This is a genomic window from Streptomyces sp. NPDC007875, assembly GCF_042868035.1.
In the GTDB taxonomy this organism is placed as follows: Bacteria; Actinomycetota; Actinomycetes; order Streptomycetales; family Streptomycetaceae; genus Streptomyces; species Streptomyces antimycoticus.
The window spans coordinates 99776-112056 of record NZ_JBIADZ010000011.1; the positions used below are offsets into that span (position 1 = coordinate 99776).

General features: G+C 72.8%; 7 protein-coding genes. 5 read left to right on the forward strand and 2 right to left on the reverse strand.

The window, feature by feature from the left end; translation table 11 throughout:
- The first annotated feature begins 69 nt into the window (after positions 1-69).
- Positions 70-966 carry an SDR family oxidoreductase gene (locus ACFYOY_RS23610; protein ID WP_351886444.1) on the forward strand — a complete coding sequence of 299 codons (897 nt, stop codon included), beginning with the start codon at positions 70-72 and terminating at the stop codon, positions 964-966.
- A 136-nt stretch (positions 967-1102) separates the two neighbouring features.
- Here the strand turns inward: ACFYOY_RS23610 and ACFYOY_RS23615 are convergent, their stop codons facing one another.
- Entirely contained in the window at positions 1103-2650 is a 1548-nt protein-coding gene (locus ACFYOY_RS23615) for a CehA/McbA family metallohydrolase (RefSeq protein WP_388589339.1), read from the reverse strand.
- 323 nt (positions 2651-2973) lie between these two features.
- Between ACFYOY_RS23615 and ACFYOY_RS23620 the strand changes: the two genes are divergently transcribed.
- The 3 genes from ACFYOY_RS23620 to ACFYOY_RS23630 all read left to right on the forward strand — a co-directional run bounded on the left by ACFYOY_RS23620 (position 2974) and on the right by ACFYOY_RS23630 (position 9978).
- Positions 2974-5586, forward strand: coding sequence for a bifunctional FO biosynthesis protein CofGH (locus ACFYOY_RS23620; protein WP_351886450.1), 2613 nt, complete (start codon positions 2974-2976; stop codon positions 5584-5586).
- A gap of 70 nt (positions 5587-5656) precedes the next feature.
- Positions 5657-8671, forward strand: coding sequence for a tetratricopeptide repeat protein (locus ACFYOY_RS23625; protein WP_351886453.1), 3015 nt, complete (start codon positions 5657-5659; stop codon positions 8669-8671).
- Positions 8672-8853: 182 nt separating this feature from the next.
- Positions 8854-9978, forward strand: a complete 1125-nt coding sequence (locus ACFYOY_RS23630; protein ID WP_351886456.1) for an ADP-ribosylglycohydrolase family protein — start codon at positions 8854-8856, stop codon at positions 9976-9978.
- On the opposite strand, the gene ACFYOY_RS23635 is transcribed toward ACFYOY_RS23630, so the two are convergent.
- Entirely contained in the window at positions 9963-11390 is a 1428-nt protein-coding gene (locus ACFYOY_RS23635; RefSeq protein WP_351886459.1) for a glycosyltransferase 87 family protein, read from the reverse strand. The two genes, ACFYOY_RS23630 and ACFYOY_RS23635, sit on opposite strands and share 16 nt — an antisense overlap.
- 294 nt (positions 11391-11684) lie before the next feature.
- Between ACFYOY_RS23635 and ACFYOY_RS23640 the strand changes: the two genes are divergently transcribed.
- Positions 11685-12278 (forward strand): N-acetyltransferase family protein, encoded by a 594-nt coding sequence (locus ACFYOY_RS23640; protein ID WP_351886462.1) that lies wholly within the window; start codon positions 11685-11687, stop codon positions 12276-12278.
- Positions 12279-12281: the final 3 nt, after the last annotated feature.

The following is a 12281-nucleotide window of genomic DNA, read 5'->3' on the forward strand; positions in this document are numbered from 1 at the left end:
GCCCGCTCGGGCCGCCGGCACGATCCGTCCGCGGCAGGCCGTCGCGGACCTCTCCGAAAGAGCAGTGACATGCAGGTATTCATCACCGGAGCGACCGGGTGGATCGGCTCGGCCGTGGTCGACCACATGCTCGACGCCGGGCACGAGGTCACCGGCCTCGCCCGCTCGGACGCCTCCGCCGCCGCGCTCGAGGCCAAGGGCGCCCGGGTGCTCCGCGGCGACCTCGACGATCTCGACGGCATCCGCTCCGGCGCCGGCGCCGCCGATGCCGTCGTCCACCTCGCCAACAAGCACGACTTCGCCAACCCGGCGGTGAGCAACCGGGCCGAGCGGGGCGCCGTCCAGACCATCGGCGAGGCCCTCGCGGGCTCTCACCGGCCGTTCATCCTCGCCGCCGGCCTGGCCTCCCTCACCCCTGGCCGCGTGGCCACGGAGGAGGACCGCTCCCCGTTCCACGGCATCGATTCCCTGCGCGGCGGCGGCGAGAACCTCGCGCTGGAGTTCGTGGAGCAGGGCGTCAACACGATCGTCGTGCGCTTCGCCCCCACCGTGCACGGCGATGGTGACCACGGATTCATCGCCGGGCTGGTGGCGACGGCTCGCGCCAAGGCCGTCTCGGCCTATATCGAGGACGGGGGCAACCGCTGGGCGGCGATCCACCGCGGCGACGCCGGGCGCATCGTGCAGCTCGCCCTCGACAAGCGGGCCCCGGCCGGCACCATCCTGCACGCCACGGCCGAGACCGGCGTCCCGGTCCGCGACATCGCCGGGGCCATCGGCCGCGGACTCGGCCTGCCCGTCGCCTCCGTCCCGGCCGACGGCGCTGGTGAGCACTTCGGCTGGCTGAACAAGTTCTTCGGAGCGGACATGGCCGCGAGCAGTGACGCCACCCGCGCGCTGCTCGGCTGGGCACCCGGCGGCCCGACCCTCGCCGAGGACCTCGACAGCGGCCGCTACTACCGCTGACCGAGCGGCGGCGGACGGTGTGGCACATGCGCCCGGACGGCTCCGGCGGCCGGGAAGGCGTCAGCGCGCGCCGAAGCCGTCAGTGCTCGCCGACGCCGTCAGTGGCCGCCGAAGCTGTCACCGCTCGCCGAAGCCGTCAGTGCTCGCCGAGCCAGATCGGGTTCGTCATCGCGGCCATCGGGCCCGGTGTCCCCGACGCCCCGCCGTCCGCCGGGGCGTGGCGCACCTCGGCGCGCACATACGCCGCGTAGGACGCCGTCGTACGCCATTCGGCCGTGAGCGTCCCGGAGTCGGGGACCGCCGTCCCGTACAGCTGGCCCTGGTCGGTGATGAACCGCACCGAGCAGCCCGGGCCCACGCCGGAGACCTTGAGCCGGACCGTCACCACCTCCGCGCCGCCGACCTTCAGGCGCTCGCCGATACCGGCGTGCCTGCCGCGCCCGCCGACCGCCTCGAAGGTGAGGTCGATCTTCGAGGACTCGGCGATCCAGCTGCGGCCGGCCCGGATGCCCTCCTGGAGGGCGGTGCGGGACAGGTCGTCGGCGAGCACCACCGTCTGCGGCAGGCCCACGACCTGGGGCTCGCGGTGGGCATCGCTGTGGCCGACGGCGGGCAGCCAGCGGCCCTCGCCCCGGGAGGCGGCGACCAGGGTGTTGTCCCACTCGGAGATCGTGACCTCGTCGTCCGGGGTGAAGTCCGCGTTCCACACCTCGACCGCGTCGGCCTCGTTGAAGCCGAACTTCCAGTTGCAGCCGACACAGGTGCCGTGCGGATGGGCCGGGATCACCAGGCCGCCGGCCTGCCGGACCTTGCGGGCGAACTGGCCGAAGCGGTTGTCCCGGGCGCGGTAGCGCCAGTCGATGAAGGTGCCCGGGTCGGTGCCGAGGGCGACCACATGGCCGTTGCGCGTGGTGATCTCCTCACCGGTGAGGATCAGCAGGTCATCGCCCCACAGACCCTCGAACGCGGCATGCGCCGACGTGGTGTTGTGATCGGTGGTGGTGATGAAGTCCAGCCCGGCGGCACGGGCGGCGGCGACCAGCTCGGCCGGGGTGCGCTTGCCGTCGGAGTGCACGGTGTGCAGATGCGAGTCGCCCCGGTACCAGGCGCGGCCCCGGCCCTTCGCCCGCTGCGGCGGATAGGCCCCCAGACTCCGTCCGGGAGGTGCCCCCTGCTTGCGGGGCGTGCCGGGCGCGCCGTACTGCAGCGTGACGGTGACCGTGTAGTCCAGGCCCTGGGGAGCGACCGTGTACGGCCCCAGCACGACATGCCAGGTGCCCGCCTTCACCGGGCCCGCCAGATAGCCGGGCGTCGCCTCCTCGGCGCTGATGGTGAACTCCGTACGGGCCCCGCCGGACCAGCCGCGGAAGCCGCCTCCGCCCAGCTCCGTGCCACGCTCGTCGAAGATGCCGATATCGCAGGCGTTCCCCTGAGTGCCGGCCGGGACGGTCGGCTTGTCGTAGGTGTACGACACGGCGATCTCGCGCACCCCGCGCGGCACCTCGACGGGCACATAGACGAAGTCCGGCGCGCCGGTGGGCAGATGGCCGCTGAGGGTCTTCGTCTGCTCATGGTCGTCGGCCGGACCGGCCGCTTCGGCCTGGGTGAAGGTCATGGGATCGAGTGTCAGCACACCCGCCGTGCCCGCAAGCGCGGAGAGCCTGAGTACATCGCGTCGCTGCATGAGGGACCCCCAGAGTCGAGAGTGCCGTCCGGCACCCGCGTGACACCGTTGTACGCGTGGGTGACACGCGCGGAAAGCCCTGTGGATAACTCCATGGCGACAAGGGAACGTACATCCCCCGCACCGACCCCTGCGCTCTCGCGCGGCGGCCCCCGCCGTGCCAAGTCCCGTCCGGACAGCGGACGTCGGCACCCGCCGCGTGTAGCCCGCACGCTTCACGGTGTCCTATTCCCGCCCACGGCCCGCGGCAGCCGTGATCAGACCCACAAAACCGCAGGCCCGGCCCGTCTGGCGGTGTCACACACCGCTCGTATGCTCGGAGGATGACCACGAGCGCGCAGGGAAACGAACCGGCTGCCCCGACTGGCTCCGCCGCCCCCACAGCCAACGCGATGCGCCGTGCGCTCAGGCGCGCCCGCGACGGCGTGGCGCTGGACACCGCCGAGGCGGCGGTGCTGCTCCAGGCGCGTGGTGACGACCTGAAGGATCTGATGGCCTCCGCCGCCCGGGTCCGCGACGCGGGCCTGGAGGCGGCCGGCCGCCCCGGGGTCATCACCTACTCGCGCAGCGTCTTCATCCCGCTCACCCGGCTGTGCCGGGACAAGTGTCACTACTGCACCTTCGCGACCGTGCCCGGCAAGCTGCGCCGCGCGGGCCACGGGATGTTCATGTCGCCCGACGAGGTCCTCGCCATCGCCCGCCGGGGCGCCGAAATGGGCTGCAAGGAAGCGCTGATCACCCTCGGCGACCGCCCCGAGGACCGCTGGCCCGAGGCGCGTGAATGGCTGGAGGCCGAGGGGTACGACGACACCATCGCGTACGTACGGGCCATGGCGATCCGCATCCTGGAGGAGACCGGCCTCCTGCCCCACCTCAACCCCGGCGCGATGACCTGGACCGACTTCCAGCGGCTCAAGCCGGTCGCCCCTTCCATGGGCATGATGCTGGAGACCACCGCCGAGCGGCTGTGGAGCGAGCCCGGCGGCCCCCACTACGGCTCGCCCGACAAGGAGCCGGCGGTGCGGCTGCGCGTTCTGGAGGACGCCGGGCGCAGCTCCGTCCCGTTCACCAGCGGGCTGCTGATCGGGATCGGCGAGACGCAGGAGGAGCGGGCGGAGTCGCTGTTCGCGCTGCGCCGCGTCGCCCGCTCGTACCACGGCATCCAGGAAGTCATCATCCAGAACTTCCGCGCCAAACCGGACACCGCCATGCGGGGAATGCCGGACGCGGAGCTGGACGACCTGCTGGCCACCGTCGCCGTCGCCCGCCACATCCTGGGCCCGTCCGCCTGCATCCAGGCCCCGCCCAACCTGGTCGACGCGGAGTACGAGCAGCTCATCGGCGCCGGTATCGACGACTGGGGCGGCGTCTCCCCGCTCACCCCGGACCATGTCAACCCCGAGCGCCCCTGGCCCCAGGTGGACGAGCTGGCCGAGCGCTCCGCCGCCGCCGGCTTCAGCCTGCGCGAACGGCTCGCGGTCTACCCCGAGTACATCCAGCGCGGCGAGCCCTGGCTGGACCCCCGGCTGCTGCCGCATGTGACCGCCCTCGCCGACCCCGGGACCGGCCTGGCCCGCGAGGACGTGACCCCCACCGGGCTGCCCTGGCAGGAGCCGGAGGAGGCGTTCAGCGCCTCCGGCCGCACCGATCTGCACCACACCATCGACACCGAGGGCCGCACCGGTGACCGCCGTAAGGACTTCGACGAGGTCTACGGCGACTGGGAGGCGCTGCGCGAGGCCGCGGCCCCCGGGATGGTCCCGTCCCGCATCGACGGCGACGTCAAGGCCGCGCTCGCCCAGGCCGCCGACGACCCGACCAAGCTGACCGACTCCGAGGCGCTGGCCCTGTTCCACGCCGACGGCCCGGCGCTCGACGCCCTGTGCCGCATCGCCGACGATCTGCGCCGGGCGGCGGTCGGCGACGATGTCACCTACATCGTCACCCGGAACATCAACTTCACCAATGTCTGCTACACCGGCTGCCGCTTCTGCGCCTTCGCCCAGCGCCGTACGGACGCCGACGCCTACACCCTCTCCCTGGACCAGGTCGCCGACCGCGCCCAGCAGGCGTGGGACGTGGGCGCGGTGGAGGTCTGCATGCAGGGCGGCATCCACCCCGATCTGCCCGGCACCGCGTACTTCGACATCGCCCGCGCCGTCAAGGAGCGCGTGCCCGGGATGCATGTCCACGCCTTCTCCCCGATGGAGGTCGTCAACGGCGCGACCCGCACCGGGATGTCCATCCGCGAATGGCTGACGGCGGCGCGCGAGGCGGGCCTGGACACCATTCCCGGCACGGCGGCCGAGATCCTGGACGACGAGGTGCGCTGGGTCCTCACCAAGGGCAAGCTGCCGACGGCCACCTGGGTCGAGGTCGTCAAGACGGCGCATGAGCTGGGCGTCCGCTCCTCGTCCACGATGATGTACGGCCATGTGGACCAGCCCCGCCACTGGCTGGCCCATCTGCGGCTGCTCGCCGAGATCCAGCAGGAGACGGGCGGCTTCACCGAATTCGTCACCCTCCCCTTCATCCACACCAACGCCCCCGTCTACCTCGCCGGTATCGCCCGCCCCGGCCCCACCAGCCGCGACAACCGCGCCGTCACGGCCATGGCGCGGATCCTGCTCCACCCCCATATCCCCAACATCCAGACCAGCTGGGTGAAGCTGGGCGCGGAGGGCGCCGCCGAGATGCTCCGCTCCGGCGCCAACGACCTGGGCGGCACCCTGATGGAGGAGACCATCTCCCGTATGGCGGGCTCCTCCTACGGCTCCTACCGCTCCATCCAGGACCTGGTGGCCATCGCCGAGCTGACCGGACGACCCGCCCGCCCCCGCACCACCACCTACGGCTCGGTCCCCGAGGACCGCCAGGCCGTGGCCCTCGCCTCGGACGGCCATCTGCCGGAGCTGCTGCCGGTGCTGGGGGACTGAGCCCGACTCAGGGTTCGCGGGCGCGCCGCGCGGATACGCTGCCATGGGAAGCGGGGGGGAAGGGGCACCCATGGCAGCGCAGCGTCCGACGATCCGGGAGCTGATCCGGCAGCGCCGCCGGTTCGTGGGGCGGCGGCAGGAGCTGGCCGCGTTCCGGGAGAACTTCGCCGTGCCGCCCGAGGACGCCGCGCACCACTTCCTGTTCCATGTGCGCGGCGACGCCGGGGTGGGCAAGACGACGCTGCTGCGGCAGCTGGAGAACACCGCGCGGGAACACCGGGCGCTCACCGCCTCCGTGGACGAGTCGGTGAACAGCGTCCCCGAGGTGATGGCGGCCATCAGCGCCCAGTTCGCCGGGCAGGGCCACCCGCTGAAGTCCTTCGACAAGCTGCTGGCGACCTACCGGCAGCGGCGCCACGAGGCCGATTCGGCGGCGCAGCAGCCCGCGCCGCAGCCTTCGGAGGAGGCGGTGGGCGAGCCCCGGCCGTCGGCGTCCAGCGCGTTCGTCGCCCGGGCGGGGCTGATCGGGCTCGGCATGGTGCCGGGCGTCGGGGCGTTGGCCGGGGCGGCGGAACCGGACCGGGTCGCCCAGGCCGCCGACCGCGCGCGGGCCAAGCTCAGCGCCCGCCTCCGCAGCCATGACGACGTGGACCTGGTGATGTCGCCCCTGGACGCCCTCACCCCCGCGTTCCTCAAGGACGTGGGCGAGGCGGCCGCGTCCGTGCCCTGGATGGCGTGGTTCTTCGACACCTATGAGCGCACCGGTCCGCTGCTCGACCTGTGGCTGCGCGATGTGATGTTCGAGGGCCGCTACGGCTCGCTCCCGGCCAACGCGGTGGTGACGCTGGCCGGACAGGGCACGCTCGCCCCGCGCTGCTGGGCCGACTACGCCGACCTCGTCGCCGACCTCCCGCTCGTCCCCTTCACCGAGACGGAGGCCCGGCAGCTCCTGACCGCCAAGGGCGTGGTCGACGAGCAGGTGGTCGAGGTCGTCCTCCGGCTCACCGGAGGGCTGCCCGTGCTGGTGTCCATGCTGGCCGAGGCCCGGCCCACCACCCCCGAGGCCGTGGGCGACCCCTCCGGCACCGCCGTCGAGCGCTTCCTGAAGTGGGTGAGCGACGAGACCCACCGCTCGGCCGCCCTGGCCGCGGCCCTGCCCCGGAGCCTGGACGAGGACGTCTTCGCGGCCGCGGTGGAGGACGAGGCGGCCGACCTCTACGGCTGGCTGCGCTCGCTCCCGTTCGTGGCCGACGGCTCCGGCCGCTGCGGCTACCACCAGGTCGTCCGCACGGCCATGCTGCGGCTCCAGCGCAACCAGTCCCCGCAGGCGTGGCGCGCCCGTCACCTCCGGCTGGCCGAGGCGTTCGCGCGCTGGCAGCGCGAGATCGAGGAGACGCTGGAGGGCGACCGGAAGTGGGAGCACGAGCGATGGCTGGACTACCGGCTCGAGGAGGCTTACCACCGGCTGTGCGCGATTCCGGAGGAAGCCCTGCGCGAGGAGCTGCGCGCGTATGTGTGCGCGTATATCGACTACACGTCGGCGTCGTGGGACCACCGCTGGAGGCAGATGCTCGTGGAGGCGGGCCGGGATTCCGGCAGCGGGGCTGTGGCCGCCTGGGGCGACCGGCTGCTCGCGGAGTCCACGAGGAGCGACCTGGTCGACAACGCGACGCGGCTGCTGGACGAGGTGGGGTCGGACGAACGGGCCATGGCCATGGCGCTCGGGCTCCGCGGCATGGTCCGCGCGGACATGAACGAGCTGGAAGGGGCGCTGGCGGACGCGGAGCGAGCGCTGGAGCTGGACGCCGACTGTGTGCGTGCTCTTGCCGCCCGGGGGAGCGTGCACCTCGACATGGAGCTCTACGAGCAGGCGCTGGAGAGCTTCGACCGCGCGGTGGCACTGGATCCCGACTTTCCCTGGCCGCTCGCCCGGCGTGGCGAGACGTATCGCCTGCTCGAGCGGTACGAGGAAAGCCTGGCGGACCTCGATCGCTCCTTCGACCTGCACGAGAGCGCGTGGACCGTGGGGACCCGCGCCCAGGTCCACCACGCCATGGAGGACTACGAGAAAGCGCTGGCGGATTTCGGGCGGGCGGTGGAGATCACTCCCGAATGGTCCTGGATCTACGCGGAGCGGGCCAGGACCTACCGCTTTCTGGGGCGGCACGAGGAGGCGCTCGCGGACTGTGACCGGGCCCTCGAACTCGGTGCGGCCTACGCCGCGTTCGGGCGCGTCCACGCCCTTCGGCGACTGGACCGTTACGAGGAGGCGATCGACGCGGCCGACCGGTCCTTGGCGTCCCACCCCGAGGACCAGGCCGTGCTCGCCGAGCGCGGTGAGGCATACCGGATGACGGACCGCTTCCAGGAGGCGCTGGCGGACTTCGGCCGGGCCATCGAGATCGAGCCGTCGTATGTGTTCGCGCTGGTCTGTCGAGCGCAGACGCATGAGCACATCGGTCTGCTCGGCGAAGCCCTGGCGGATTTCGACGCCGCCGCCTCCGCCTCTCCCGACGACGCGTGGGTGCTGGCGAACCGGGGTGCCCTGCGGCTGCGCCTGGGCGACGACGAGGCCGCCCTCGCCGATCTGGACCGGGCGATTGGGCTCCGCCCCGAGGGCCTGCTCGCGCTGGAGGCCAGGGCCAGGTGCCACCGCCTGGCGGGCAGGTACGCCGAGGCCGCCACGGACATCGAACGGGCAGCGGCCCTGGACGGCCAGGACCTCGACATCGCCTTCGAGCACGCGATGCTGGTGAGCCGCACGGCCGGTCTCATCGAGGCGCGCGGGCCGTGGACCGCTTTCGAAGCGCTCCTGGAGGAGCACGGCGGCCAATGGGACGCACAGGCCCGGGTGGCCGCCCCGATCATCAGCAGGGCCGCCCTCGGGGACGGGGCCGGGGCGGAGCGTCTCGTGGTGGAGCTCCCCGCCACCCGGCCGTACTGGCAGATCGTCGACGACGCCCTGCGCGCCCTGGACGAGCTCGCCCGGATACCCGGGGCGGATCCCGCCCTGCTCGCCGCCCTCCGCGCGCCGCTCGCCGAGCTTCGCGCGGCCCTGGAGCCCGGCGCGGCGGCGCTCGCATAAGGGCTCGGAGCGCATACGACATTCGGTGAGGGAATTCGCATTTTCGGAATGCGTCCATCCGTCGTCTTCTCGGTGATGACGCCTTCACAATCCTCGGCGGCCAAGAGGCGATCATTCGGTGTCCATTACAGTTCAAAGACAGTTCTGGGCCATTCACGCAGCGAAGAAAAGAGGCATAGGTCGTGACCGCAACCGCCAGCGCAGCGACCGGCGTATGGGGCCGCGCCGAACAGCAGGACTTCCGCAGCCGGGTGCGCGGCTGTCTGCTCGGCGGGGCCATCGGGGACGCGCTGGGGGCGGCCGTCGAGTTCGCCTCGCTGGACGAGATCAGGGCGGCGCACGGAGCCGAGGGCGTGACGGACTTCCTGCCCGCCTATGGCGGTCGCGGACGGGTCACCGACGACACCCAGATGACCCTGTTCACCGTGGACGGGCTGATACGGGCGCAGGTGCGCCGCGACACGGGGGCCTGGCATCCGCCCACCGACATCCACTCCGCACACCGCCGCTGGTACTCCACCCAGCGCGACTGGGGCCCCGATGAGCGCCGTAAGGACGCCGGCTGGCTGGCCCGCGAGGAGTGGCTGTACGCCCAGCGCTCCCCGGGCCGGGCCTGTATCACCGCGCTCGCCGACGAGACCATGGGCACCCTGGAGGCGCCCAAGAACCCCGACTCCAAGGGATGCGGCGCCGTGATGCGCTCCGCCCCCTTCGGACTGCTGGTGGGCTGGGAGCCGCAGCTGGTCTTCCAGTTGGCCATCGAGTGCGCGGCCCAGACCCACGGCCACCCCACCGGCTATCTCGCGGCCGGTGCCTTCGCCCTCATCGTGCACGGGCTGGCGCGCGGTGAGGGGCTGGACGGAGCCGTCCAGCGCGCCCTTGCCCATCTGGCCACCCGCCCCGGCCACGAGGAGACCACCAACGCGCTGCGGTACGCGCTCGGCGCGGTACGGCAGGGCCTGCCGACCCCCGAGCGGGTCGCGTCCCTGGGCCAGGGCTGGACCGGTGAGGAGGCCCTGGCGATGGCCCTGTACTGCGCCCTGGTCGCCGAGGACGTCCGCCATGGGCTGCTGCTCGCGGTCAACCACGGCGGGGACAGCGACTCCACGGCGGCCATCTGCGGCAATCTGCTGGGCGCGCTGCACGGCGAGACGGCGCTGCCGCCCGCCTGGCTGGCGGAGGTCGAGGGGCGCGGCACGATCCTGGAGCTGGCCGACGACTTCGCCATGGAGATGACCCAGGGCCCCGCGCTCCACGGCCCGGGCAGCTCCTCCCCGGCCTGGCTCACCCGCTACCCGCGCGCGTAGGTCCGCTCCGGCCGCCGCCGCGCCGCTTCCGTACCGGCGGTGGCCGTCTGCCGCCGTACGGTCCCGATCCCCTCCCATGGACGCCTTACGGCGCGCAGGGTCAGATACGCGGCCACGCCCAGGAAGGCGATACCGATCAGCGGATAGACGGCGGTGAGGAGCATCTGGGCGGGGTTCTGGTGGAGTTCCACCCGGGTCGGCCTGCTGTGGGGCGCGTACCAGACCATGAAGGAGCAGAACAGCAGCCCGGTCACGGCCGTCCAGGCCGTCCAGCCCGCCGTGCGCCGCCGCACCGCCTCCACCGCGAGCAGCAGGACCATCGGGACGGCCCACACCCAGTGGTGCGACCAGGAGACCGGGCTGACCATGAGGGCGGTCACCGCGCAGGTCAGGGCGGCCCAGGCGCGGGCGTTCGGCAGCCGGCTGTCGTCGGTGAGCTGGGCGGCGACCGCCGCCGTGGCCAGGCCCACACAGCCCACCAGCGCGGCCGCCACGAGCCACCACATGCCCGGGTCGGGGGTGTGCAGGATACGGGCGAGCGCGCCCTTGAGGTTCTGGTTGCCCGCGCCCTCCACATCGCCGGGGCGGTCGGTCGCGAAGAGAACCTCGGTCCAGAAGCGCCGGGAGTCATGCGGCAGCGCCAGGGCCGAGAACGCGACCGTAAGGGCGAAGGCGGCGGTGGCGACGGCCGCGCGGCGCAGATGGTCGTTCAGGAAGCGCCGCCGCGGCAGCCCGCTGCCGGGCTCGCCTCGCCTCCGGGCCGCCCCGGCCGCCCACAGCCGACGGAGGCCGAGGAACAGTCCGGCGAGCCCCAGGAAGACCACGAAGAGCCCCGGGGTCAGCTTGATCCCGGTGGCGATGCCCGTCCCGACCCCGGCCCAGCGGTGGCCCGCCCGGCGGGTCAGGTCCCACAGCACCAGCGCCGTGACCAGCAGATTGATCTGCCCGTAGCGCAGGGTCGTCCACACCGGCTCACACCACACCGCGACGGCGGCCAGGGCCAGGACGGCGGCTGGTCGCGGCACCCGGGCGGGCAGATCGATCAGCCGCAGCGACAGATGGGCCACGGCGACCATCAGGCCGAGGTTGACGGCCGTCCCGAAGGTCCGCAGGACGCCCGTGCCCATCACGGTCAGCGGGATGAAGACCAGGGCCGCGAACGGCGGATAGGTATTGGGAAGATTGTGCTGGGTCGCCCGCATGTCATACAGATCCTGGGCATTGCGTACGGTCCATCCCTCGGCGCGATAGACCAGCAGATCGACCATCGACACCTGGGCGGCCCGCTGCGCGATCCAGAACCCGGTGAAGGAGAGCAGGCAGAAGACCGCCGCGCACAGCACCGGCCGGCGCAGTACGAAGGCGCGGGCCCGGTGGATCCGGGAGTCGCTGATCGTCTGAGTAGCGGTCACGGGGGCTCCAGAGGTCCCTGGGGACCGCGACTCGGCCGGGGCGGGTCGACGAGTCGGGTCCGGGTGGTGCGGTCGGGGGCGGTCGGCTCGGACGGCCGCCCATCGTACGTTCCGGATGTGGACGTCAGGTGGAGGAGGGGTTCCCTGGGCAGCATGGATATCCCGATCGTCGCCCCTGCATGACGTTCCACTTCTGCCCCGGCGTCGGGGATGGGCCGACCGTAAGGTGGCCGCCCCCCGGGGCCGTCGGCCGTAGGTGGCCGCTCCTGGGACGGTCGGTCGTAGGGTGGTCCGGTGCCTGCCTCCGCCGCCGTCATACGTGATGCGACCCACGCCGACCTGGGCGCCATCGCCGCGATCTTCAGCCACTACGTCACCGAGACCGTCGTCACCTTCGAGGAGGTCCCGCCCACCGTCGGCGACTGGGCGCGGCGGCTGGCGGAGCTGACCGACCGGGGGCTGCCGTTCCTGGTCGCGGAGGTCTCCGAGGCGGCCGAGGTCCCCGGAGACACCCGCCGTACGGTCGCGGGATACGCCTACGCCGGGCCCTGGCGCCCCAAGCCCGCCTACCGCCACACCGCCGAGGACGCCATCTACCTCGCCCCCGGCCGGACCGGCGCGGGGCTGGGGGCGGCGCTGCTCGACGCGCTGCTCACCCGCTGCGCCGAGGCCGGCGTACGACAGGTCGTCGCGGTCATCGCCGACTCCGGCAGCGACGCCTCGGCCGCCCTCCACCGGCGCTTCGGCTTCACCCCGGCGGGCACGCTGGCCGGTGTCGGGCGCAAGCACGGACGCTGGATCGACACCCACCTCATGCAGTGCGATCTGACGACCGGCACGGACCCGCAGACGGAACCGGGCCGCCGGTCACCCCGCGATGGGGGGTGACCG